The sequence below is a fragment of the Alteromonas algae genome, assembly GCF_049117195.1.
GTDB lineage: Bacteria > Pseudomonadota > Gammaproteobacteria > Enterobacterales > Alteromonadaceae > Alteromonas.
The window spans coordinates 3,824,691-3,848,216 of the sequence record NZ_CP185260.1 but is presented as its reverse complement, the minus strand read 5'-3'; the positions used below and the strand labels follow the sequence as shown (position 1 = coordinate 3,848,216).

The 23,526-nt window shown below is 45.2% G+C and carries 23 protein-coding genes; 11 read left to right on the top strand and 12 right to left on the bottom strand.

The window, feature by feature from the left end:
* Positions 1-90: 90 nt before the first annotated feature.
* Positions 91-1,431 (top strand): MATE family efflux transporter, encoded by a 1,341-nt coding sequence (locus ACOJRU_RS17070; protein ID WP_421132919.1) that lies wholly within the window; start codon positions 91-93, stop codon positions 1,429-1,431.
* 48 nt (positions 1,432-1,479) lie between these two features.
* Here ACOJRU_RS17070 and ACOJRU_RS17065 read toward each other — a convergent pair whose 3' ends face one another.
* The 4 genes from ACOJRU_RS17065 to nfuA form a co-directional block, all read right to left on the bottom strand.
* A complete protein-coding gene (locus ACOJRU_RS17065; RefSeq protein ID WP_421132918.1) occupies positions 1,480-1,863 on the bottom strand; it encodes a VOC family protein in 384 nt (127 codons plus the stop codon).
* 42 nt (positions 1,864-1,905) lie between these two features.
* Positions 1,906-2,595: an aspartate/glutamate racemase family protein gene (locus ACOJRU_RS17060; protein WP_421132917.1), complete on the bottom strand. Its 690-nt coding sequence runs from the start codon at positions 2,593-2,595 to the stop codon at positions 1,906-1,908.
* Between the two features lie 86 nt (positions 2,596-2,681).
* The gene (locus tag ACOJRU_RS17055; RefSeq protein ID WP_421132916.1) at positions 2,682-2,906 is read right to left on the bottom strand and encodes a hypothetical protein; all 225 of its coding nucleotides are present in this window, start codon (positions 2,904-2,906) and stop codon (positions 2,682-2,684) included.
* Positions 2,907-2,914: 8 nt separating this feature from the next.
* A complete protein-coding gene (nfuA, locus tag ACOJRU_RS17050) occupies positions 2,915-3,493 on the bottom strand; it encodes a Fe-S biogenesis protein NfuA (RefSeq protein ID WP_421132915.1) in 579 nt (192 codons plus the stop codon).
* A gap of 113 nt (positions 3,494-3,606) precedes the next feature.
* On the opposite strand from nfuA, the gene ACOJRU_RS17045 reads away from it, so the two are divergent.
* Positions 3,607-6,231, top strand: coding sequence for a M14 family zinc carboxypeptidase (locus ACOJRU_RS17045; protein ID WP_421132914.1), 2,625 nt, complete (start codon positions 3,607-3,609; stop codon positions 6,229-6,231).
* On the opposite strand, the gene ACOJRU_RS17040 is transcribed toward ACOJRU_RS17045, so the two are convergent.
* Positions 6,221-6,727 (bottom strand): ComF family protein, encoded by a 507-nt coding sequence (locus tag ACOJRU_RS17040; RefSeq protein WP_421132913.1) that lies wholly within the window; start codon positions 6,725-6,727, stop codon positions 6,221-6,223. The genes ACOJRU_RS17045 and ACOJRU_RS17040 overlap by 11 nt on opposite strands.
* Positions 6,728-6,989: 262 nt before the next feature.
* Between ACOJRU_RS17040 and bioH the strand changes: the two genes are divergently transcribed.
* The 3 genes from bioH to ACOJRU_RS17025 all read left to right on the top strand — a co-directional run bounded on the left by bioH (position 6,990) and on the right by ACOJRU_RS17025 (position 9,171).
* Positions 6,990-7,784, top strand: coding sequence for a pimeloyl-ACP methyl ester esterase BioH (gene bioH, locus ACOJRU_RS17035; RefSeq protein ID WP_421132912.1), 795 nt, complete (start codon positions 6,990-6,992; stop codon positions 7,782-7,784).
* Positions 7,785-7,927: 143 nt separating this feature from the next.
* Positions 7,928-8,200 carry a hypothetical protein gene (locus tag ACOJRU_RS17030; RefSeq protein ID WP_421132911.1) on the top strand — a complete coding sequence of 91 codons (273 nt, stop codon included), beginning with the start codon at positions 7,928-7,930 and terminating at the stop codon, positions 8,198-8,200.
* A gap of 17 nt (positions 8,201-8,217) precedes the next feature.
* Complete coding sequence (locus ACOJRU_RS17025) at positions 8,218-9,171, top strand: putative metalloprotease CJM1_0395 family protein (protein WP_421132910.1); 954 nt, start codon at positions 8,218-8,220, stop codon at positions 9,169-9,171.
* Between the two features lie 69 nt (positions 9,172-9,240).
* On the opposite strand, the gene ACOJRU_RS17020 is transcribed toward ACOJRU_RS17025, so the two are convergent.
* The 3 genes from ACOJRU_RS17020 to fkpA form a co-directional block, all read right to left on the bottom strand.
* Positions 9,241-11,574 carry a Tex family protein gene (locus ACOJRU_RS17020; protein ID WP_421132909.1) on the bottom strand — a complete coding sequence of 778 codons (2,334 nt, stop codon included), beginning with the start codon at positions 11,572-11,574 and terminating at the stop codon, positions 9,241-9,243.
* Between the two features lie 136 nt (positions 11,575-11,710).
* Complete coding sequence (gene greB / locus ACOJRU_RS17015; protein ID WP_421132908.1) at positions 11,711-12,196, bottom strand: transcription elongation factor GreB; 486 nt, start codon at positions 12,194-12,196, stop codon at positions 11,711-11,713.
* Positions 12,197-12,657: 461 nt separating this feature from the next.
* Positions 12,658-13,443: an FKBP-type peptidyl-prolyl cis-trans isomerase gene (gene fkpA / locus ACOJRU_RS17010; RefSeq protein ID WP_421132907.1), complete on the bottom strand. Its 786-nt coding sequence runs from the start codon at positions 13,441-13,443 to the stop codon at positions 12,658-12,660.
* Between the two features lie 137 nt (positions 13,444-13,580).
* Here fkpA and ACOJRU_RS17005 point away from each other — a divergent pair, with 137 nt between their 5' ends.
* Together ACOJRU_RS17005 and ACOJRU_RS17000 are read left to right on the top strand one after the other, a co-directional pair.
* Positions 13,581-14,573: a WD40 repeat domain-containing protein gene (locus tag ACOJRU_RS17005; RefSeq protein WP_421132906.1), complete on the top strand. Its 993-nt coding sequence runs from the start codon at positions 13,581-13,583 to the stop codon at positions 14,571-14,573.
* A gap of 31 nt (positions 14,574-14,604) precedes the next feature.
* The gene (locus ACOJRU_RS17000; protein WP_421132905.1) at positions 14,605-14,856 is read left to right on the top strand and encodes a SlyX family protein; all 252 of its coding nucleotides are present in this window, start codon (positions 14,605-14,607) and stop codon (positions 14,854-14,856) included.
* Positions 14,857-14,880: 24 nt separating this feature from the next.
* On the opposite strand, the gene ACOJRU_RS16995 is transcribed toward ACOJRU_RS17000, so the two are convergent.
* A complete protein-coding gene (locus tag ACOJRU_RS16995) occupies positions 14,881-16,002 on the bottom strand; it encodes a DUF748 domain-containing protein (RefSeq protein WP_421132904.1) in 1,122 nt (373 codons plus the stop codon).
* Positions 16,003-16,176: 174 nt separating this feature from the next.
* Positions 16,177-16,383 (bottom strand): YheV family putative zinc ribbon protein, encoded by a 207-nt coding sequence (locus ACOJRU_RS16990; RefSeq protein ID WP_421132903.1) that lies wholly within the window; start codon positions 16,381-16,383, stop codon positions 16,177-16,179.
* A 116-nt stretch (positions 16,384-16,499) separates the two neighbouring features.
* Here ACOJRU_RS16990 and ACOJRU_RS16985 point away from each other — a divergent pair, with 116 nt between their 5' ends.
* From ACOJRU_RS16985 to ACOJRU_RS16970, 4 genes are read left to right on the top strand one after another with little or no spacing between them, the layout of a single operon-like run.
* The gene (locus ACOJRU_RS16985; protein ID WP_421132902.1) at positions 16,500-18,437 is read left to right on the top strand and encodes an ATP-binding cassette domain-containing protein; all 1,938 of its coding nucleotides are present in this window, start codon (positions 16,500-16,502) and stop codon (positions 18,435-18,437) included.
* Positions 18,430-18,924, top strand: a complete 495-nt coding sequence (locus tag ACOJRU_RS16980) for a TIGR02444 family protein (RefSeq protein WP_421132901.1) — start codon at positions 18,430-18,432, stop codon at positions 18,922-18,924. Before ACOJRU_RS16985 ends, ACOJRU_RS16980 begins: the two co-directional genes overlap by 8 nt.
* Positions 18,925-18,947: 23 nt before the next feature.
* On the top strand, positions 18,948-19,985 hold the full coding sequence (locus ACOJRU_RS16975) for a hydrolase (protein ID WP_421132900.1): 1,038 nt from the start codon (positions 18,948-18,950) through the stop codon (positions 19,983-19,985).
* Complete coding sequence (locus ACOJRU_RS16970; protein WP_421132899.1) at positions 19,982-20,218, top strand: YheU family protein; 237 nt, start codon at positions 19,982-19,984, stop codon at positions 20,216-20,218. Before ACOJRU_RS16975 ends, ACOJRU_RS16970 begins: the two co-directional genes overlap by 4 nt.
* 39 nt (positions 20,219-20,257) lie before the next feature.
* Here ACOJRU_RS16970 and ACOJRU_RS16965 read toward each other — a convergent pair whose 3' ends face one another.
* Both ACOJRU_RS16965 and ACOJRU_RS16960 read right to left on the bottom strand, forming a co-directional pair.
* Positions 20,258-21,865, bottom strand: coding sequence for a diguanylate cyclase (locus tag ACOJRU_RS16965; protein WP_421132898.1), 1,608 nt, complete (start codon positions 21,863-21,865; stop codon positions 20,258-20,260).
* Positions 21,866-21,867: 2 nt separating this feature from the next.
* Positions 21,868-23,355: a bifunctional metallophosphatase/5'-nucleotidase gene (locus tag ACOJRU_RS16960; RefSeq protein ID WP_421132897.1), complete on the bottom strand. Its 1,488-nt coding sequence runs from the start codon at positions 23,353-23,355 to the stop codon at positions 21,868-21,870.
* Positions 23,356-23,526: the final 171 nt, after the last annotated feature.

Here is a 23,526-nt window from a genome sequence, read left to right as displayed (position 1 = left end):
GCTTAAAACATATTTTCAAATTAACAATGAAGCGTACAGTGCGAATGACACTCAACATTATCGACAGTTTTTAAAAAAAGAGACCGCACTATGACGACGGCGTCGCCGAAGAATCCTCTTAATTTGTGGCAGGATAACACACGACTATTGGCGCTGGCACTGCCCATGATTTTGGCCAACATTACCACACCGCTGCTTGGGTTGGTTGATACTGCGGTACTCGGGCATATGAATACCGCTTCGATGCTTGCAGGGGCATCAATAGGGGCACTGATACTTACGCAAATATATTGGGTTTGTGGGTTCTTACGCATGTCATCAACAGGCCTAAGTGCGCAAGCTAAAGGTGGAAGTGATGCCCCGGTTGAATCAGCAAAAGTATTATGGCAAACCACGGCAGTTGCCCTTGCGCTCGGTGTCATGATTTTACTCTTGCAATACCCCATCATCACAATGGGCGTTCACTTGACTCAACCTAACTTACAGGTAGAAACCTACCTCACCGACTATTTCTCAGTGAGAGTCTGGGGCGCACCGGCTGCCATGCTAAATTTAGCGCTAATTGGCTGGTTGGTGGGGCAGCAAAAAACGCGTGTTGTTATGGCCATACAAATTATAGGGAATTTGCTCAATGCGAGTTTAGATATCCTTTTTGTATATGGCATGTCTTACTCGGTGGAAGGCGTCGCAGTAGCAAGCGTTATTGCTGAATACAGTATGGCGGTCATGGCCCTTGTGGTGGCATTTACGCAGTGCCGACGTATAAAACCTAACGCGCTTTGGTTTAATCGGGCTGCACGAAAAATACTGATGAAATTGAATGGTAATATGTTGCTGCGCAACCTTGCGCTGCAAGCATGTTTGGCATTTCTTACTATTCAAGGGGCGCGCTACGGTGAAACGTCCGCCGCGGTTAATGCCATCCTCATGCAGTTTTTTGTCCTTATTGCCCTTGGGCTCGATGGCATTGCCTACGGGGTTGAAGCGTTAGTAGGGGAAGCCAAAGGTGCAAACGACAGCACAGGAATCAAACGCAGAACCTATCAAGGTTTACTATGGTCAAGCGCATTTGCTCTGGTTTATGCCCTGTTTTTTGGCGTGTTCGGTGAATACATTGTGAGTATGCTAACAGAGCATCAGGAAATTGTTACCGCGGCTATGCCTTACTTACCACTTATGGTGGTGCTACCTTTACTTGCTCATTGGTGCTTTCTTTACGATGGTGTTTTTGTCGGTCTTACCCGAGCAGCAGCGATGCGCAATACTATGATTATCAGTGCAGCATGCATCTACTTTCCGCTGTGGTTTATGCTTTCACATCAAGGTAACGTCAGTTTATGGTATGCCTTGCTCGCCTTTTTATTCGCACGTGGTTTAACGTTGGGTTGGGTGTTTAATCGCCTAGATAGAAATGGACAATTATGTAAATAAAAAAGCCACTTCATTATTGTGAAGTGGCTTTTCAAAAGTAGTGAAAAATTACTTTTTAACAATGTGTGTTGCGCACAACTTGTTACCCGCTGGATCGCGTAAGTACGCCAGATAAAGCTGGCGCTCTTCAGTGCCGCGTAGACCAGGAGGGTCTTCAATAGGTGCACCGCCGTTCTCAGCACCAACTTTGTGCCATGTGTCTACTAATTCGGGCGTCGACGCTGCAATCCCAATAGTGGTGCCATTACCGTGAGTGGCCTCGTTACCGTCTATTGGCTTGGTCAGGGCTAAAATACCCTTTGGCGTGAAATAAAATATACGTCCATGCTCATCATAGACGCCTGGCTCATAGCCAAACACCGCTAAAGTGGCATCATAGAATTTTTTCGATGCTTCTAAATCGTTAGCACCTATCATTAAGTGACTGAACATTGCGTTACCCTTTTATTGTCGTTAAGGAGCGAGAACGCATGGTTACAAAATAAAGCTAACTGCCGCGTTCGCATGAATTGTTGTAGTGTCATAAAGTGGCATAGCGGTATGGCGTTGATTTACCAACAATGCTATTTCGGTACACCCTAAAACAACGGCTTGAGCACCTTGTGCGCCAAGCGAGTCTATAATCTTAATATACGCCTCTCGCGACGCTTCACAAATCACGCCTTTGCATAATTGTTCATAAATAACGTGATGAATCTTTTCACGTTCATCTGCCTTAGGCGTCACTACTTCAATACCATGGTTTACAGTTAATCGCCGGGTGTAGAAGTCTTCCTCCATGGTGAAACGTGTACCAAGCAGGCCCACTTTGGTTACATTGTTCAGCGTAAGGGCGTCGGCTGTGCTGTCGGCAATGTGGATAAGCGGAATAGCAATCGCGGCCTCAACCTGTTCAGCGACCTTGTGCATGGTATTGGTACATATCAGCACAGCGTCGGCACCAGACTGTTGAACGGCGATCGCGGCATTAATCAACACTGTCGCGGCCTTGTCCCATTCGCCATGGCGTTGATGGCGCTCAATTTCTGCAAAGTCTACGCTGTACAACAAAAGCTTAGCGCTATGTAGGCCGCCTAGTTGCGCATTAACGCCTTTGTTTATTGCCTGATAGTAGCTTGCGGTCGATTCCCAGCTCATGCCGCCGATTAGCCCAATAGTTTTCATATTCCCAGCACACATCATCGTGAGTCATGCACTCATCATAGCGTAACGGCTAGCATATAGAAGAAAAAGTGAACGAAAAAAACGACTTAGAACTTTGGCGGCTTTTTGATCTTTTTGAACGAAGAAAAACGTTGCAGAAAAATGCCTGAGTAGCCAAGCATAGCGATGGCAAAGCCAATAACAATAACGGCTAACGAAAGGTAGTTAAGTAAAGGGTGGTAAGTACTGAGGGTGAAAAGTAACAGCACGCCGACAACGAAGAGGCTTAACCCCAGTTTAAATCGTTGCCAGCATGCGTGTATATCTGTCATTGGATCAGCTAGTAGTAAGAGTGCTCGCCAGCTTCGTGCTCGGTAGCATCGCGCACACCTTTTAGCTCGCCTGCAAACTGCTCAAGCATTTGCTTTTCGATACCATCTTTTAAGGTTACGTCGACCATGGAACAACCGTTACAACCACCACCAAACTGAAGAATGGCGAAGCCTTCATCAGTAATCTCAACTAACATCACTTGGCCGCCATGATTAGCAAGCTGTGGGTTAATTTCAGATTCGATCATATAGTTGATTCGCTCAGCAAGCGGCGCGTCATCTGACACTTTCTTTGCTTTCGCATTAGGCGCTTTAAGCGTTAGTTGAGAGCCCATCTGGTCGGTAACATAGTCTATTTCCGCTTCTTCAAGGTACGGAACGCTTTCCTCGTCAACCACAGCGTCAAACCCATTGAACGGTAAACGCGTATCAGTATCTTCTACTGCATCTGGCGGACAATAGGACACGCCGCACTCGGCTGAAGACGTACCTGGATTTACGACGAATACACGAATATTCGTGCCAGACTCTTGTTTATCCAACAGTTTTGCGAAGTGAGCCTGGGCTTCTTCTGATATAGTGATCATCAGCAAGTCCTATAAAATTTAATTCTTTTACTATGATAACAAATTTACCTGACTAAAACAGTCAAGTATTACTAATTTTGGTATATCAACAAAACAACAAGATGGGAAACACTATGCTAACAGCGTTGTTAAACACCACTAGGATGGCTCCCTTGCGACAGTGGGCCGCCACCGTCTCGCTTTCTGCAATGTTGTGCTTTGTCACTTCAGCGCACGCCATAGCGGTTAAACCTGATGTGGGCGGTAAGCCAATTGAGGCATATTTGCCAAATAACGTGACGTTTGACCCAGCCATCCCAACACCTGAATCAGTATTGGGCGCTAACGTGGGGGAATGGCACGTACGACACGATCAGCTTGTAAGCTACATGCGAATTCTTGCCGACCGTTCCGATCGCATTACGATTGAAGAAACGGGCAGAACGCACGAAAATCGCCCATTACTGTTATTAAAAATAACGACACCAGAAAACCACAGCAAGCTTGAAGATATTCGCAAAGCCCATATCGATGCCATTACAACAGGCAAGCAGGTATCAAAAGCCACCCCGCTTATTTTCTATATGGGGTATTCGATACACGGAAACGAACCTTCAGGCGCTAATGCGTCATTGGCAATAGCCTATTATTTGGCTGCTGCAAAAGGCGAACTTGTTGATACGTTACTTAAAGAGAATATTGTGCTTCTTGATCCATCTTTCAACCCCGATGGATTATCAAGGTTCGCGCAATGGGCCAATATGCATAAAGGTAAGCAGCTCGTTTCTGACGGTAATACTCGCGAGCATGATGAAGGCTGGCCTTCAGGCAGAACTAATCATTATTGGTTCGATTTAAACCGAGATTGGCTATTGCTAACGCACCCCGAGTCTCGTGCACGTATTAAACAGTTTCAGAAGTGGCGCCCTCATATTCTTACCGATTTTCATGAAATGGGTACCGACAGCACATATTTCTTTCAGCCAGGCGTTCGTTCGCGCAAAAACCCCATTACGCCAGATGAAAATGTGACGCTAACAGAAGCCTTAGCAAAGTTTCACGCAAAAGCTTTTGATGAAAACGGGACGCTTTATTTTTCAGAAGAAGCGTTTGATGATTTCTACGTAGGTAAAGGCTCGACTTACCCGGATGTACACGGCAGCATTGGTATTTTATTTGAGCAAGCAAGTTCTCGAGGGCACCTGCAATCGTCTATTAATGGCGACCTTGCGTTTTCCGATACCATTGCCAACCAAATCACTACATCGTTAAGTACGTTTAGAGGGGCACTAGCCAATAAACCCGCCATTTTGGATTACCAGTCTGCGTTTGTTAACGACACCAAAGAACTCGCAAAAAATGATGACGTGGCGGGTTATGTGCTTGCTATGCCTAAAGACAATGGGCGGGTAGAGGCCTTATTAGCATTGCTTGCTCAGCATAACGTTAAATATGATGTTCTCAGTCAAAACGCAAAAATAGAGGGTATGACCTTTAATGCTCAGCAGGCTATTTATATTCCGGTCGCGCAGCCGCAATATCGTTTGGTGAAATCATTATTCTCAACGCAAACCTCGTTTGAAAATAATACGTTTTATGATGTGTCCACATGGAACTTGGCTTTAGCGTTTAACCTCGATTATAAATCGGTTGATAAGCGCAATGGGAGAAGTATAAAAACGGCAGCGAATGCATCACTTGAAAAAGTCGCTGTTGCTGATGCGTTGCCTTCCAATGCTTATGCGTATGCATTTTCGTGGAACGACTATTATGCGCCTGCGTTACTTCAAGCATTACTTGAAAATGGTGTGGCGGTACGAAGCAGTGAAGAAGGGTTTTCGGCAGTGCTGACTAACGGCAACGTGGAGCATTTCGATGCGGGCAGCATAATTATCCCTACCGGTTTAGCGCAACCTAGTGAGCTGGTTAGCCTGTTAAGTGATTACGCTTCTTCACTAGCCATTAACGTGAAAAGCATTAAAACCGGCCTTACCCCTTCAGGCAATGACGTTGGTAGTCGCAGTATGGCACCGGTACTAGCGCCGAAGGTATTAATTGTTGGCGGTGAAGGCACTAGCGAATATGAAGTGGGTGAAATTTGGCATTATTTCGACACCCGTGTTGGACTGCCTGTAAGTATTGTTGAGCAGCAAAAATTACAGCGTGCGATATCGCCTGCGTACACACATATTATATTTGTTAGCGGCAGGTATATGCTGTCAGACGACACAAAGTCTCAGCTTAGTGCATGGGTGAAAGCAGGTGGAACCCTTATTGGGCAAAAATCGGCATTGCGATACTTCGCTAAAAACGACTGGTTAGATGTTGATATTTTAGCGCGTGACGCTATTGATGACGCTTTTGACGAGCGTAAATTAACGTATGGCGATAGAAGCGCACTGTATGCGAAAAAGTTAGTGGCCGGTTCGGTGTATGAAGCCAATATTGATACGTCTCACCCGTTATTTTATGGGTACGAAGGCGATACGTTGCCCATGTTCAAAACGAGTAATATGGTTGTGAAGGGTGACAACTCACCCTTTACTACGCCCTCGACTTACACGAGCGCGCCGCTGATGGCCGGGTTCAGTCATGAAGCGATGGTTGACCTTATTGCCGAAACGGCCTCGGTCGTTACCACGAAGCAGGGCAAAGGCGTAGTGATTGGCTTCACTGATGACACGCAATTTAGAGGTTATTGGTATGGAACGAACAAAATGCTGAGTAATGCTATTTATCAGTCTCATTTTATTCGTTAATAAGGCTACTTTTGGGCGGTGGTGTAAAGGTCATCGCCCATACCTCTACCACAATGCTCGGATAACGGGCCTTAAGCAGCCCGGCTAATACGTCTACGGTTACACCGGTTGTAACAACATCATCTACAATTGCCACTCTCATCGTCTCGCCCCACACTGTGATGTGGTTGTCCAAGCAGCGATTTGAAAGTGCGAATACTGCTTTTGCGTTAGTCAGCCTATCTGCTTTCGTGAGATGGTGTTGCGTGGTCTTTCCTTTGCGCACTGCCCAGCTGTTTTCACAACAAATTTGCCATGCGTTACCAATTGCTTTCGCAAGGACTGCAGCCTGATTATAATGGCGTGAAGCAATTCTTGTACTCGTAATAGGTATTGGTATTAGCAGTTTGGGAAGTGCGACGTTACTGTGTTGTTTTTTGTCTATGAACCATGTGCTAAGAACCTTTCCTGCGGTCAGCGAATGTTGAAACTTAAATTGATGAACCAGACGAGACATGGGCCAAGTATGCAAGCCTAGGACAGTAAGCGAGTCAATATGGGCATGACGCACGTGGCGCCCTACGGGCCCAAAGGCTAATAAGTTTTGATTGTGAACGTGGTTGTCGAAAAAAAAGATGTCATCTTCACACCATTGACATACAGGGCTAGGACTTGCTTGATAACATAATAAACATGAAAGATTCATACGTTCGGTTCTCGCTTTTGCAAGCGCGTGTTGTTATCGCACTTAACATACCCGTGATATATAGGATGATTCAGTGACAGATTTACATACAAGGTTACCGCTCGTCACCCGTACAGTAGGTACAGGAAACGACCTGGTTTTACTTCATGGATGGGGAATGAACAGCGGCGCATTTACCTCTTTTCTTCCCTTTTTAAGCAAGCATTGTCGAATTACCACCATTGATCTACCAGGGTATGGCGAAAACGCAGAGCATTCACCACAACCTTATGATGCTGACTCACTCGCGAAGGCGATTTTTCCATACCTTCCTAAAGGCGCTGTGGTGGCAGGTTGGTCGTTAGGTGGGTTGGTGGCCCAAAAGCTAGCATTATTATTCCCGCAGGCTCTGCGAGGCTTAATTACGATTGCGTCTACGCCTAGGTTTGTGTCTGGCCCAAACTGGCAGGGTATTTCGCCCGATGTATTAAGTGCGTTCGAGTCTCAACTTGAGCATAACTATGAAAAGACACTAGAACGCTTCTTGGCTATTCAAGCCATGGGAAGTGAGACCGCAAGGCAAGATATTAAAGCCATCAAACAACACCTTATTGAGTATCCCTCGCCTTGTGTAGAGGCCCTTAAACAAGGGTTAAGAATACTGTCGACAGAAGATATGCGCGGCGACATTGGCCGTATAGGTTGCCCCACGCTGCGTTTGTACGGTCGTTTAGACAGTTTAGTGCCCACGAGTGGGATTGATAGAATCTGTGAATTACAGCCAAACGCGGATACGGTGGTTCTGCCTCATGCGTCTCATGCCCCATTTATTTCGCACCCGCAGCAAACCTCAGACATTGTGCTTCGGTTTTTCGCAAATCTTCCCTGAGTATGTCGATAGTATGATTAAAGCGATACTGAGGTAAAAAATAACTGATTTTTATACAATAAGTTAGCCAGATACCGGTATTTCTCTCTTTTCATTGTCGTTAAATTGGTTAATAATTGCACATGAGAGTGTAGGGGGAGTGAATGTCTATGATTAACGGCATAAGTGGCAGTGGCCTAACGTCGGCCATAACGGCTGGGCAAAATGGTTTGCGACAAGCCAGCGACGGTATTACACAAGCCGCGACGAATATCGCACAACAAAATACCAATTCAACAGCGTTACCTTCTTCTTCAAGCAATGTTGGTTCTGACTTACTGTCGTTAAACGTTAATGCATTGAATGCCCAGGCATCTGCAAAAGTCATTGACGTAGCTAACGATACGCTTGGAACCATTATTGATACTATCGCCTAGCGATTAAGAGGATTTCAGTGAACATAGTGACGCCAATACTTAATGCTATTGCGTACCCTACTGCTAACGTTAATACGGAAGCGGCACGGCGCGATAATGTATTGCGTGAAACCATTCCTGCCTCGAGTGATGCCGAAAAAGGAGCGTCTCAAAAGGGATTAGGCTCCGAGTCTGATAAAGCGCGTGCTCCAGGCCAACTGCCTGCACCTGTCACCTACGAGCGTCCGCAAATTCAAACCGATTTACAAAATGCGTTCCAAAGCGTATTCGGTGACGCTAAAGATAACGCTCAAGATGAAAGTGCTGGTAAGCAAGACGCGCAAGATAAGCAGCAAGCGCAGCAAGAACAACAAGAAATTGAGCAATTAAAAGCCCGTGATCAAGAAGTTCGCACGCACGAACAAGCGCATGCAACGACTGGCGGGCAATATGCGGGCTCTCCAAGTTATGAATATACGACGGGCCCGGATAATAAACGCTATGTTACCGATGGCGAAGTGTCGATAGATATCTCTCCTGAACAGAGCGCAGAGCAAACATTACGAAAAATGCAGCAAGTTCGGGCTGCAGCGCTCGCACCAGCGCAACCCTCTTCACAAGATTTAAAAGTGGCTGCCGAAGCTGCACAAAAAGCGTTCGAAGCGCGTAGTGAGTTAGCCGAAGAAAAAAGTGAACAGCTTTCTGGCGTTGATAAAGCGCCATCAGCGTCTGAAATTATCCCGTCCAGTATCGATGAAATAACGGATAATGGTGGGGTTGATGTGCCCACTCGTTCGCTTGATGACGCCATATTATCTGCGCAAGAGACAACCCGTGAACGCTCTACCGATACTGCATCAGGCCCAGGCGCACGCTCACTGGATTTTGGTAATGCTGATGATAGCGGTATGCAAGGGCGTGTGTCTCGTATCCAGCGTTTCTATTCACAAGCCTATACCCCAGCCCCTGAAGGGTTCTCAGCAACGGTATAGCAACGCGTCATCGGTTCACCGCATAAAAAAACGCCAGCAAGCTGGCGTTTTTTTATATTTCCTGTGGGGTTATTTTTCTTTTGCCTTGGCGAAAGCATCAGCAAAGGCGTTACCCATTAAACTATTTTGGGGTTTGTCTTTGCGTTGACCGCCACTGCGTGGGTTATGCTTTGGTTTATTGGTGGCTTTACCCGCTTTTGCCGGCTTAGCGCCCTGATGGTTTGTGTTAGCCTTATCGGGAGTATCGTCAAGACGCATCGTAAACGAGATACGCTTGCGCGCGACATCAACATCAAGCACCTTAACCTTAACGATATCGCCGGCTTTAACGACTTCCCGCGGGTCTGAGATGAATTTATTGGTCAGTGCTGAAATGTGCACTAAGCCGTCTTGATGCACGCCTACGTCAACAAATGCACCAAAATTGGCAACGTTACTCACCACGCCTTCCAATATCATACCGGGCTTAAGGTCGTTGATGGTCTCAACCCCTTCCTTAAACGATGCGGTTTTAAACTCGGGGCGAGGATCGCGCCCAGGCTTATCCAATTCTTTAAAAATGTCTTTTACCGTAGGTAAGCCAAACGCGTCATTGGTAAAGTCATCAGGAGATAAACTTTTGAGCAGCTCCGTGTTGCCGATGATATCGTTAACTGCCACAGCCGTAGTGTCGATTATACGATCGACCACTGGATAAGCCTCAGGGTGAACGGCTGATGCGTCGAGAGGATTGCTGCCGTTAACAATACGCAAAAAACCTGCCGATTGTTCGAATGCTTTAGGGCCAAGGCGCTCTACACTTAACAGCGCTTTTCTGTCGGTAAACGCACCATCTTTGTCTCTCAGCTTTACGATGTTGTGTGCGAGTGTTTTATTTAACCCTGATACATAACTTAGTAGCGCTGGCGATGCCGTGTTCAAATCTACACCCACGGCATTTACACAATCTTCAATGACTCTGTCTAGCGACTTACCAAGCTGGCTTTGGCTCACATCATGTTGATACTGACCTACACCAATAGCTTTTGGCTCAATTTTCACCAGTTCTGCGAGTGGGTCTTGTAGTCGTCGTGCAATTGATACCGCACCACGAATAGATACATCTAATTCGGGTAATTCTTTTGAGGCAAGTTCGGATGCTGAGTACACTGACGCGCCTGCTTCACTCACCATAATTTTTTGTGCATTGAGGTCGCTGTTATTTTTCAGCATCTCGGCAACCAGCTTATCGGTCTCTCTTGAACCGGTACCATTACCGATGCTGATTAAGTCTACCTTGTACTGCTTACACAACGTGGTAAGCGTACGCATCGACTTGTCCCACTGATTTTGAGGCACATGAGGGAAAATCGTGTTTGTCGCAACGACTTTACCCGTTTTGTCGACGACGGCGACTTTTACACCGGTACGAAGGCCAGGATCAAGCCCCATAGTAGTTTTAGCACCTGCAGGGGCTGCCATGAGCAAATCGTTTAGGTTTTTGGCGAATACTTCAATGGCTTCTTCTTCAGCACGCTCTCGTAGTGCGCTGAAAAGCTCGGTTTCCATGTGCAGGCCAATTTTAATCTTCCACGTCCATTGAACGACTTGGGCTAAGAAGTCGTCAGCAGCGCGATTTTTGTGCGAAATATTGTAATGACTCGCAATGATATGTTCACAATGTGAAGATGTGCTGTCTTCCTGCTGTGGGTCTGCATCAAGTTGAATGTGAAGCATGCCTTCATTTCGACCACGGAACATGGCTAATGCGCGGTGAGACGGCACGTTTTTATAGCGCTCACTGTGCTCGAAATAATCTTTGTATTTTTGGGCTTCTTTTTCTTTACCAGGCGCAACTTTACTTTTTACGTGAGCGTTTTCTACCAAATAGTGGCGAACCTTTGCCAACAACGACGCATCTTCAGCGAAACGCTCCATCAGGATAAAACGCGCACCTTCAAGTGCAGCTTTGGCATCGGCTACGCCTTTTTCAGCATTAATAAATTTACTTACTTCACTGTCTACGTCGCAGTCTGGGTTTTCGAATAGGCAGTTTGCTAACGGCTCAAGGCCTGCTTCAAGCGCAATTTGGCCTTTAGTACGTCTACGGGGTTTGAAGGGGAGGTATAAATCTTCTAACGATGTCTTATTGTCAGCCTCTTGAATGCTGGCTTTTAATGTATCAGACAGCTTCCCTTGTTCATCAATAGATTTAAGAATGACATTACGTCTATCTTCAAGCTCTCTTAGGTAATTGAGTCGCTGTTCAAGGTTGCGCAGTTGAGTATCGTCTAGGCCCTGGGTGACCTCTTTACGGTAACGTGCAATAAAAGGCACGGTTGCACCTTCATCTAATAGTGTTACCGCAGCATTCACTTGCGCAGTGTTAACGGCAAGCTCTTTAGCAATTTTTTCAATGATCATAGTTCGCTCTAGGCAATAGCAATAGCGAAGCAACCACAATACGTGGGCATCGCTGGGTTTAATTTTTGCAGCAAGTATAGCACCGCATAGGTTTACGCGTAATTAACCGCGTTTAGCGAGCCAATGCGTTGGCATGCTATAGTTTGTCGGTGGGATCGTACCAAATTTTATTGATCCACCACTCTTTTTCACCCGCTTCTGTTTTTACTACAAATTCGTCATCTTCTTCTTTACCAATCAATGCTCTCGCCATTGGGGAGTCGACTGAAATATAGTCTCTGCGACCAAAAATCTCATCATAACCCACAAGTCGAAGCGCCATGACTTCGCCGGCTTCATTTTCAATTTCTACCCAAGCACCAAAGAACACTTTACCTTCTTGTTCATCGCTATAGTCAATGACTTTCAGATTTTCGAGGCACTTTCTTAAGTAACGTACCCGTCGGTCGATTTCTCGCAGTTTCTTTTTGTTGTATTGGTAGTCGGCGTTTTCACTTCGGTCGCCAAGGCTCGCTGCCCATGTGACCTTTCTTGTTATTTCAGGGCGTTCCTCACGCCACAGCACGTCAAGCTCTTGCTTGAGCTTTAAATATCCCTTTCTTGTGATGAGCGGTGTTTTCACAATGGCAAGCTATGATTGTTTGGAATTACTCTACTGTATGTGGGTGAAGGTAAAGAACGCAATCTTTTGACAAACTAATTAGGGTAAAAAACGATTGTTTGATTGAAAAATAGACATAACCTGCCGATGGGCTGTTATGTTTCGTATGATAAAGCGAATTAGGTGGGCGTAATTCGCTGAATAGTCGCCTTTAAATTTTTCGTTCTAACCATGATTTTTTTAGGTGAATTTGGTTTAACGAAAATGACTGAATGGGCGGCAAAAAGCGGTGAATCATCTATACTAAAACTGTTGATTCGAGATACCACATTTAACGAATAACCCACTTTATTATTTGGGTACGTGTGTGACAAACGTTGTCATGTGCATGTTGGGATTAGGTAGGCACGGACTATGCTGAATCAAAAATAAAAAGCCGACGTTAACGTCGGCTTTTTTTATGAGCAGGTTTATTTGAGTGATTACTCGTCTGCTGTTTTTGGCTCTGGCTGAACAACTTCTAGCAATTCAACATCAAAAACAAGTGTTGAGTTTGGCGTAATTGAGCCTGTAGCACGTTCGCCGTAAGCGAGGTCTGAAGGAATATGGAAGCGATACTTCGCGCCTTCTTTCATTAACTGCACACCTTCGGTCCAACCCGGAATAACACGGTTTAGAGGAAACTCTGCAGGTTCACCACGTTTGTAAGATGAATCAAATTCAGTGCCATCAAGCAATGTGCCTTGGTAATGCACTTTTACAATATCTTCAGCACGTGGGCTTGCGCCCTCACCTTCTTCTAACACTTCGTATTGTAGACCAGACTCGGTGGTCATTACGCCATCACGCTTAGCATTTTCTTCAAGGTATGCTGCGCCGGCTTCAATATTTTTTTGTGCCGCCATTTCAGCCATCTCTTGTTGCTTAGCGCGAAGCATTTCTTCACCCTGTTGCGCAATTTGCTGAATTTCTTGAGGGGTGAATTTCAACGTGTCGTTTAACCCGTCGTTAAAGCCTTGCTTAAGGGCTTCTTGGTCCATAGTAAGACCTAGTTGTTCTTGTTGCTCTGCACGACTGTCTACGAATAAGCCCATGCTTGCACCCATCGCGTAAGCTTGCTTTTGCGAATCTGTCATCTCTTGTGCGGCAACACTAGCGGTTTGTGCACTATCAGCGCTTGTAGTTGTAGCCTCATCTGATGTGTTTGGCTGGCAGGCAAAAAGGCCTAGCGCAGCAAGTGTTGATAAGGCAACGAGCGACTTCTGCATATAAACGTCTCCATTAATTTTTATCATCATGCGTCTATATTTATACTGCTGCATCTAAGGCAGTGTGCATGATAGTTAAAGATGCGTTATCCATGCTATGGTAAACCTAGCACTTACAAAGCGAAACCCATTTGATTATGTTTAATCTGCAATTTTGTCAAAACATTTTACTGATCACATTACTTACAGGCGTTTTGTCAGCCTGTACTATCCCAGAAACGACGCCAATTAAACAGTGGCGACACGTCGATGAAGGGACATATGCTGCAGATATTACGACCGATGGCACATTAGCGGTGGTGTCGGGGGTTAATAGTGGCGTAAATGTATGGGAAATCGGGTCCGACACGCCAAAATTTCAGTGGGGACACCAAGGTGAAGGGAGTAACCTTGTCGCATCGGTGCATATTTCCGCAGATAAAACGTACGTGGTCACTGCTGATAGAGAAGCATTTGCGTTGTGGAGCCTAGAAACCGGCGAGCCCGAGGGCTTTTGGCGTATTGACGAAGCCAGTATTCGCGATGTGGCTGTGGCAAATAATGGTAAAGGCATATTAGTCGCACGCGCTAACGGTAAAGTGATGTATTTTGAACCGAAAACACAGCGGCGCCTCGAGTTTTTAGGTCATCAAGAAAAAGTTAACTCTATTGATATTTCGCCTAACGGGAAATTCGCCCTCACCGGGGGCAATGATTATATTGCCTACTTATGGAGCACAGATACGGGGCAAATTATTCATACCTTCACCCATCCTACGCGTGTTACAAAAGTAGCCTTAGATGATGAAGGTCGCTTTGCTTTCACCGCAGATAGTCAAAGCAAATCCCAAATCTGGGATGTACAAACCGGGCAGCCAATCAGCTCGCTTAAATTCATTGCGCGTCAGAAAATCTTCACTGATGCTGAGTTTTCAAAAGATGGTAAGTATTTACTTACTGGCTCACCTTCTAGAAAAGTTTATCTTTGGGACGTCCGCAGTGGCGAAGAACTCGAGTCTTGGGAGGTCGCGTCGAGAGCGTCTATTTCGCCGCCGACAGCAGTTGTTTATGGCGTTGCCTTTATGGCAGATGGTAATATAGTGACAGAGAGTAGTAGCGGCTTGGCTGAACTGTGGCACCGCGATAAATAACACGGTGAATTTACCGTAAACTGAGTACCCTATGACTGAAAAAACATCGCAGCACGGCTTAAAAGACGCGCTCGACTTAGCGCACAATTACATTGAAGAACTGCAAACGAAAGTAGCGTTTCAAGAACATACTATTGATGTACTTAATGAAGCACTATCGTCTCAGCAAAAGCAATTAGACGAGATAGCGTTCAAAGTTCGCCATGTTGTTGAACGTGTTCAATCAATTGAGCCGTCTAATATTGCAAAACAATCAGAAGAAGCACCGCCTCCACACTATTAGCGGTCTTGCGCTGACTAACCGATTTTAGGGTGATGTATCTGCATTCGGTTTTTCCTTACTGGGCTTATCGACATTTAAGCGCTCAAGCTCAATACTTTCTTCCACGTCGCCTTTGAATGCTTGAACAAAGGCGTTTTCCAAAATAGCAGTAAACGCCTCCCACGTTTGGGTATCTAAGCGTGAGATATTTCCTTCTATGGGAATGCGTGTCGCAATTTGGTCTTCACTCTGGTTTTCAAAGAGTTCAGCGACGACGGCAGATAGCGCCTCTACACTCCCTTCTATAAAACCATCGCCATCACGCTCGATATCGCCTTTCCATGAGAACACCTCGACGTTATGCAAAATAGGCTTTATATAGCCTTTAACCTCACCCTCATTAGACGCAATTTCGGCAGCGAGTGTTAACGTACCGGCTTCTAAATCAAAAGGCGCGTAGGTGTCTAACGTGTTTTTAAAATTAACCAGTGCCACATTGTCTGCACGCACATCAATATCGAATGTAGGCTTCTTTGTCGCAGGATTTAACTTTGCACTTAGCGTAATTTTACCCTGCTCTGCGGTTTGTCCTGTTGCATCAGCGGTGGCAACACGGGTATCCGAGCGTGCGGTGCTGTTCACCAAGTTTTTAAGTTCTAACTGAATATCGTTAAGAGATATATCGATAACTGGCGACGTGTCAGGATTGTAGAATGCAATTTTTCCGTTATTAATATTTAGTTTATCTATACGAAGAGGAAAGAGTTGATCGGCAATAGAGAGCCAGTTTTCGTTTTTCCCAGACTGGCTTTTTTCATCCGTTGAACCATCAACAAAATTTATCTCTGGAGAGTTAACCACAATGCGACCAACCGCAGCGCCCTCTAAAAGCTGAGACCAAGACAGCGTAAACTCAACGTAATCCGCTTTAAATAGGGGCCTGTCGACTTCACCGTTAGATTTGTATAACAATACATCCTCAAGGCTATAGGCACCTCGCCACAGCATAAGGTCTACATCACCTACTTGGCCATTATACTGACCGGGCTTACTCAAGGTATTGTTGATGTACCATGCCGCGGCGTAAGGCAGTGCAAGTCGAATGGCGACCAACACAAGTAAAAACACCAATAAAACATAGTAGAGACGTCGTTGAACCGTTTTCATATTGCACTCCTTTAGGGGAGTACTTACAAAAACTGTGCCCAGTGTAGTTGTTGTTGTGGTTTCATCGCGAGATGGGTACTCAAGCGGCGTGGCGCACGCATAAGGTCATGACCTAAAAGTGCCTTACCGAAAAGATAACCTGTAATTCGTAGCCGGCTATGTAAAACCTTCCCATTAGTGAGGCTTAAAAATGCCTATCACATTTTCGTTCGCACGGGTTGCTTCGCTCACTTTTTCATCGGTCTGCGCTTCATTATGGCCGCATGCGACACACTCTAACTTTTCTACGTTATTTTCGAAATACAACGAAATGGTGTCTAGCTCTTTGCACTCAGGGCAAGTTGCGCCAGCAACAAAGCGGCGTTTAACACGTTTTGACATACATACACCTTTATTAAATACGCTTCTATTATACCGTTAAAACCCGTTCGTTGATCAGCTTTTGCCTGAAGTTTTTGATATCATACGCGCCCTGTGTCATTCCATATAGGTTACTTATGATTAAGCTTTCTAACGTATCGTTACTGCGTGGCAGAAAGGTGTTACTTGAAGAAGCATCCGCTCAAGTATTTCCTGGCCATAAAGTAGCGCTAATAGGCAGTAATGGCTGCGGTAAGTCGAGCCTGTTTGCCCTATTGCGTAAAGAGCTTAGCGTCGATGCGGGGGACTGCACTTTACCGTCTGATTGGCGCATTGTAAGTGTTGCGCAAGAAACGCCCGCGACTGACAGAACCGCGATTGAATATGTGATTGATGGCGATAAGCACTTGCGTCACCTGCAACAGCAATTAGCCACTGCAGAACAGCAAGAAGACGGGGTTGCAATAGGACAGATTCATGGTCAACTAGACCAAGCTGGCGCTTATGATGTTGAATCTCGCGCCGCTACGATATTGTCAGGGCTCGGGTTCACCAATACGCAGCTATCATCACCGGTCAGTGATTTTTCAGGGGGATGGCGTATGCGCCTGAACCTTGCCCAGGCGTTATTATGCCCCTCTGATTTACTGTTGCTAGACGAACCCACCAACCACTTAGATTTAGATGCGGTAATTTGGTTAGAAAAGTGGCTTCAACGCTACGACGGAACGCTGCTTTTAATATCGCATGACAAAGCATTCATTGATAACACCGTGGCGCAAATCGTGAGCGTTGAGCATCAAAAATTAGTGACCTATACGGGTAACTACTCGGCATATGAAACGCAGCGAGCCGAACGCATTCGTCTTCAAAATATTGAGTATGATAAACAGCAACAAAAAGTGGCTCACCTTAATTCATTTATTACGCGATTTAAGGCTAAAGCCAGTAAGGCAAAGCAAGCACAAAGCCGTATTAAGCAGTTAGAGAAAATGGAAACGTTAATGCCAGCGCATATGGCAAGCCCGTTTAGCTTTGCTTTTGCGCCGCCTGTTGCCCTGCCTAACCCGTTGGTGCAAATGGAAAAGGTTCAACTTGGGTACGATGAACGTATTGTATTACAGCAGGTAAAATTAAATTTAGTACCGGGTAGTCGTATAGGTCTACTGGGACGAAACGGGCAAGGTAAGTCAACGCTGATTAAATTGCTTGCAGGTGTACATGACCCGAAGCAAGGTATCTTCAATACCGCGAAAGGATTAAAAATTGGCTACTTTGCGCAGCATCAATTAGAAACGCTTGATGCCAATGCTACACCAATACTGCATTTACAGCGCCTAGACGAAAAGGCGACAGAGCAGCAATTGCGCGATTATCTTGGTGGGTTTGGCTTTAATGGCGATGAAGCACTTTCTCTGGTTGCGCCAATGTCTGGTGGAGAAAAAGCGCGTTTAGTGTTGGCGCTTATTGTTTATCAAAAGCCCAATTTATTGTTGCTTGATGAGCCAACCAACCATTTAGATTTAGAAATGCGTCACGCTCTTAATATTGCCCTTCAGGGGTTTGAGGGGGCGATGGTATTGGTATCGCATGATAGGTTTTTACTCTCGTCGGTGTGTGAAGACTTTTATTTGGTAGATAGTGGCGCGGTTGAGCCATTTAGCGGCGACCTTGATGACTATCGTGACTGGATTTTAAAGCAACAAGCCGCTGAAAAGGCGCGAGCGAATAGCGAGGCCAAAGAGGAAAGTCAACCGTCTGAAAGCAAGCCCGAACGCAAGGTAGATAAAAAAGAAGAAAAGCGCCGTGCGGCTGAGTTTAGGCAAAAAGTCGCGCCACTTAAAAAAGCGATTGAGAAGCATGAGAAGGCAATGGAAAAGTGCTCTTCGTCATTGGCAGTACTTGAGAACACGCTTGCAGATACGGGGTTATATAGCGACGATAGAAAGTCGGAGCTTATGCAGCTGTTAGAGGAACAGGCCTCATTAACTCAGAAGCTAGAGGAAGAAGAAATGGCATGGCTTGACGCGCAAGAGCAGATAGAGAAAGAGCGAGAGGAATACGACAATGCCTAGTGTAGATTGTGCTTCTTTTTGGCAGTATTCTGTTTCTCGTTATGGTTTAGGCGACACTGCGCCTATCGCTCTTGTGTTGCAGGACAACCATGGGGTCAATGTCAATGTGCTTATGTTGATGTGCTGGTGTTTAGACAATAACGTTGTGATTAACTTAATGCAGCTTAATAAGGTGATTGACGCCGCAAATAGAAAAGACGCGAGCCTTATCGCGCACAGAGAAAAACGCAAAGCCGCTCACCCAGACAAAGGCGGCGATGTAGCGCTATACGAAACACTTAAACAAGAAGAGCTAGTATTAGAAAAGCAGCAGCAGGCTGATATCATTGATGCGTTTACTTCGCTCGACGTTGCTACCTTGCCCAGCGGCGCATCACTATCAGGGAGTGGCGTGCTAAATGCTTCGATTGCATCGTTTATTAATGCGTATGGCCTTAGAGAAAGCGTTCCCGCCCGTCAGCTGCTTAGTCGTCTCGTTAATCAATAATCGTAAAAGAACAAGAATAAGCTATGAGTAAATCTGCGTTATCGCATGGAAAAATTTTAAAAAGTAGTTTTCGCGTGCCCCGTTGGGCTAAAAACCGGCACATGCAAACCATATGGCCTCGTTTTATCCAAAAACGCTTACCGCTAGATTACACCATGGAAAGGTTAACATTACCCGATGATGACTTTGTCGATGTGGCGTGGGGGCCTAAACCTTCTGAAACATCAGGTGTGGTGGTGTTGTTTCACGGGCTTGAGGGGAGCATTCGCTCTCACTATGCCAATGACATGATGGCGCAGTTATCTGTGAATGGTTGGCAGGTTGTTATGATGCACTACCGAGGCTGTAGTGGTGTGCCAAATTTAAAAGCGCGGGCTTATCATTCTGGCGAGACAGAAGACCCTCGCTTTTTCTTAGAATGGCTCAACACTAAATTTCCCCGCATACCTAAGGTGGGGATAGGGTTTTCGCTAGGCGGGAATATGCTTCTTAAGCTGTTGGGCGAACATCCTGCACAGAAGTGGTTGAATGCGGCTGTGGCTATTTCATCTCCGCTTAAATTAGCTGAATGCGCTAAGTCTATCAATCAGGGTTTTTCAAGGGTGTATCAAAAATACCTGCTCAACAGCATGAAAAGCACACTGAAAAAGAAGATGGCGTTTATCGACTATCGAAAGCTTATTCAACTAAGTAGCGATGATGTAGACGGCATTACTAATTTTATGCAATTTGATGAGAAGATTACAGCACCGCTTCATGGTTTTGCAGACGCTCAGGATTACTACGAAAAGTGCAGTGCTTATCATTTTTTAAGTGCGATTCACTGTAAAACACTGGTGTTACATAGCATTGATGACCCGTTTATGAACCATCTTATTGTGCCGAAAGAAGATGAACTTGCGCGCAACGTAACGCTTGAACTGAGCGAGAGTGGTGGTCATGTTGGTTTTATGCAAGGTAATATACTCAACCCAACGGTTTGGCTTCACGACCGTGTAACGCGCTTTGTTAGCGACGTGCTGCCAATAAACTCAGACACAACGTACAGTGGAACTTTATGATCATACCCATTAGCGAACTTGCCCCCGAAACGCTCTATAGTCTTGCTGAGTCATTTGTTTTGCGCGAGGGGACTGACTACGGTGAAGTAGAGGCAAGTTTAGAAGAAAAAGTAAACCAAGTACTTGTGTCGCTTAAAAGCAAAGAGGCAGTATTAGTCTACTCAGAACTTCATGAAAGCGTAGACATAAAGCGTCGGGAAGACATAGTCTCTGACGATGAGCATGGTGAATAGCTACCAGTAAAGACGGTTTCGAAGGGGCTCGTTTAGCGATTAGTCTCCTTCGACTTCGACATGCCTAAAACAATTTCTGCCAGCGTCTTTTGCTTTGTAAAGCGCAATGTCAGTTTGCTCTATTATTCGGTCATAGCTCCATATTTTATGTCTGCTGTAGCTAAACGAGGCTACGCCAATGCTTATCGTTACATAACCGAATTCGGTATTGTTTCTATGTGGTATTTGCAGAGACGCAACGGCTTTCACTAGTTGCTCTGCCTTTGTTCTTGCGCCAGCGCTATCGGTGTTGGGAAGGACACATGCAAACTCTTCTCCACCAAATCGGGCAAATAAGTCTGTACTTCGAGTAATTGTTTCGCCTAATGTTTTGGCGACAAGGGTTAAACACGTATCGCCTTTGGCGTGTCCGTAATAGTCGTTGTATTTCTTAAAAAAATCTATGTCGATAAGCAACAGGGTTAAAGGCCAGTTTTGTCGCGATGCACTGGCAATTTCAGCACTAATTTTTTGATCGAAAGCGCGTCGATTAGGCGCACCTGTCAGCGGGTCAGTTAATGACATGCTAACCAATGCGTTTTCTTGTTCTCTTACCTTATCAATATAGATAGAGAAGGTATCGGCAAGGTCAGCAATTTCATCTTTGCCATCAATACTCACTTCGCTCACATCATCATAATTATCAGGGTTTGCAGCGTGATCAACCTGTTTGTTGAGCTTTATAAGACGATGAACAATGCGGGTATGCAGGAGATAAATCATGAGTAGCGTTAACAGGAAGGTGACTGCCCCTGCGATAAGCGCAGTTTGGAATTGGTCTGCAATACGGGCTTCGGTGCTTTCAGCATCACGCAGTGCTGTTTCATAGCGCGATGTTAATTGAAGGCTTAAATTGTTGGCAACATCATTCACTAAATTCTTTACAAAGTTTCCTCTACCAATGGTTCTGCCTGATATGCGCAGCGATTCTATCTGCTGATTGATAATTCCATTGTCACCCATCAGCATAGTGAAAAGCGTATTGATATCTTGCTTTCTATTTTCTGAAAGCGATAGTTTTTGCAGCCACTCAAACGTTTCACGCAGAACTTGCTCGGTGCTTCTGAGTTGATAAATACTGTCATATTGATCGAGCTTTACAGCCGATAAGGAGATGCTCGCAAGAAGCGCTGTCTCCGTGGTGTTTTGCGATGAATTATAGAGCTGCTGTACAAAAGAAAAAAATGACGTTTTATTTTCACTAAGATTATTTTGGATTTTAAGACGCTGATCGACTAACGCCTCTAGTTCTTTTAGCTCCTGCTTGAGGGAGGTTATCTGGGTTGAAAGAAAGCTTTCTTTTGCGTTGAACGACTTGCTTAGCGAAGTGAATGTATCGTGTAGTTGTTTGCTCACAATACGCCTTGTTGGCTCATTCGTCGCATTCGATAAGCCAACAGTGAGAAAAAGTAAACGTTCCACACTTTGGTTAATCGTCGCACCTTCAACAACCACCGGGATCGTATCTACAGTTAAGCGTTCAAGTGATTGCTGTACATCGGCTAATCGCGTCAAAATAAAAATAGTGACAAACGCAAACAGTGCCAAAATAGCCAGTTGCAGGTAGGTAAAATAAAGTATCGACGTGCGTTTTGCTATTACCTTCACAATTATTGGCTCTGTATTCGTCTTATACGGTTTTCAAGTGTGTTTGATACGCCACCAAGTAAACGAATATTTTGTGTGACTAAGTCAGATATTAATAAGTTGGTGCGACTTTCACCGTCATCTGCTTTACCGTGCTGAAAGCTTGTGTAACCGTCGCCGCCGCGCACTAAATAGTCAGTCGTCGCTACACTGTATTCTTTATTCGGGTCTAGCGGTTGGCCGTTAATATTAACGTTTGTAACTCGCCTTCCTGCCGGCTGGGTAACGTCGAAGGTAACGTTCATGCCAGAAAAGTGAGGGAATGCACCTTTTAGAAGCTCAACCTGAGATAGCCCGTTTTCGATACCTTGTAATAGCTGTTTTCCTGTTAGCGATATTCTAACAAGGGATGATCTGAAAGGGAGCTCTGTCGCAACATCTCGTCGTGTGATGGCGGAATTAAGTTTATAGCGTTTGTTTCCACGGATGCTTCCTCCATTGATGATTGCAATATCGCTCTTTGTGTATGTGCGCATACTATCAGTAATAAAGTTCGCGAATTCATTCTCTTCACTTCGCACTACAACGTGTTCGCTGGTGATCGTGTTTTTCCACACACCGATTTTTTCATTTAACAACCGGTCGAGGCGAAGTTGATAGCTGTTTGCTTGGAGTTGAATTGACGGCGAGGCAAGAAGGCTTGGTAGGTCATAAGACTGTACGCTTTCAAGTTCAACGTTGCTGTTGTCAATTGTTAAATTGGCGACTACCGCGATACCGCTGTCATCGAGTACCAGTTGTCTTTTATGCGGCGTGAACCCTTGCGCTTTTTCTTTTAAACGGTTATCGGACATTACCGCAATATCAATAACGTTCTCATCAAGAAGCGAGGAAACAAAGTCAAACGGGTAAGAATAATGCAGCAATACAATATCAGCGCCCTGCTCTTTTAGCTCCCGTGCACTGTTTTTCGCCGTAGTTAACGGGTCGAGTAGCGCGACATGTTGTAATAAATACTCTTTGATAACGCGCTCATTAAGCAACGATATAACCCCTAACTTAACACCTTGTTTTTCTATAATGGCAGAGGTGACTAATTCGTTAAGTGGCGCGTTGAAACGTTTATCAATAACATTACTGGCAACAAACGGAAATGCGGCTTCGAGCGCGCGAAGTGATAGCTCGTCTTCAAAGTAACTAAACTCTCGTTTAGTGACTGTCATTACATCGGGTTCAAGCGAATTTAAGATATCGATAATGTGTGAGCCACGGTCAAATGATGCCATGGCGCTAGGGCCAAGTGAGCCACCTCCAAAAACGAAGAAAACAGGTGGCGTTTTTTCCCTTTGCTGGTCAAGAAGGCTTTTAAGCTCGGCATATCGACCAGCGAACGGGCTTGAAATATCAGGCATGTCAGCGGCAAGCAGCAGCGTGACTTGCTTAGCATTACATGGAAGCACAATGCAGCAAAAAAGAAATATAACGTATAGCGTGTTTAAGCGTTTAGCCATAATATGGCTGTGTCCTTACTTTACAACCAGTAAGTACTGAAATCGGAATACCAATTTCTGATTACGGAACTTTGGTTAACGTGGTTTCACGATACAGATTACTGTTACCACTTTAACGATACAATTATCCAAAAGAACTAGATTTATAAGCTGTTGCTGCACTCGTAAAGC